The sequence below is a fragment of the Halobacillus rhizosphaerae genome (genome assembly GCF_046719735.1).
Taxonomy (GTDB): Bacteria; Bacillota; Bacilli; order Bacillales; family Halobacillaceae; genus Halobacillus_B; species Halobacillus_B rhizosphaerae.
Map to the genome: position 1 here is coordinate 1 of NZ_JAUTWQ010000056.1, position 656 is coordinate 656.

4 tRNA genes and 1 rRNA gene are annotated in these 656 nt (G+C 49.1%); all 5 read right to left on the minus strand.

The features are described 5' to 3' along the window. Positions 1-69 precede the first annotated feature (69 nt). The 5 genes from Q7A53_RS21695 to rrf all read right to left on the minus strand — a co-directional run bounded on the left by Q7A53_RS21695 (position 70) and on the right by rrf (position 542). Positions 70-145, minus strand: a tRNA-Val gene (locus Q7A53_RS21695). A 6-nt stretch (positions 146-151) separates the two neighbouring features. Then, positions 152-226: transfer RNA gene (locus tag Q7A53_RS21700), tRNA-Glu, on the minus strand. An 18-nt stretch (positions 227-244) separates the two neighbouring features. Next, positions 245-337: transfer RNA gene (locus Q7A53_RS21705), tRNA-Ser, on the minus strand. A gap of 6 nt (positions 338-343) precedes the next feature. Beyond that, a tRNA-Asn gene (locus tag Q7A53_RS21710) sits at positions 344-418 on the minus strand. A gap of 10 nt (positions 419-428) precedes the next feature. Next, positions 429-542 (minus strand): 5S ribosomal RNA (gene rrf / locus Q7A53_RS21715). Positions 543-656: the final 114 nt, after the last annotated feature.

A 656-nucleotide genomic window follows, 5' to 3' on the forward strand; every position in this document is an offset into this window, starting at 1 on the left:
TGAGCCCGACGAGCTACCAGACTGCTCTACCCCGCGACAATGGAGAAATGTTCTCCTATAAAATTATCATGGTGGAGGATGCAGGGTTCGAACCTGCGACCCCTTGCTTGTAAGGCAAGTGCTCTCCCAGCTGAGCTAATCCTCCGAATAATGGTGACCCGTACGGGATTCGAACCCGTGATACCGCCGTGAAAGGGCGGTGTCTTAACCACTTGACCAACGGGCCATTAATGCAAAATTACTATGGCGGAGAGCGAGGGATTCGAACCCTCGAAACCGTGGTAACGGTTTACACGAATTCCAATCGTGCTCCTTCGGCCAGCTCGGACAGCTCTCCATAATATGGCTCCACCGGTAGGATTCGAACCTACGACCGATCGGTTAACAGCCGATTGCTCTACCACTGAGCTACGGTGGAATAATTTGAAACCTGGCAGCGTCCTACTCTCACGGGGATCGACCCGACTACCATCGGCGCTGAAGAGCTTAACTACTGTGTTCGGCATGGGAACAGGTGTGACCTCTTCGCCTTCACCACCAGATCTCTTATCATTCGTTTTTCAAGGACAAGATATATTATATTGCCCTCAGCGATAAATTTCAAGGGAATTTAACAATTTTTTTAATAAACCCTCAAAACTGGATAAGTCAACATT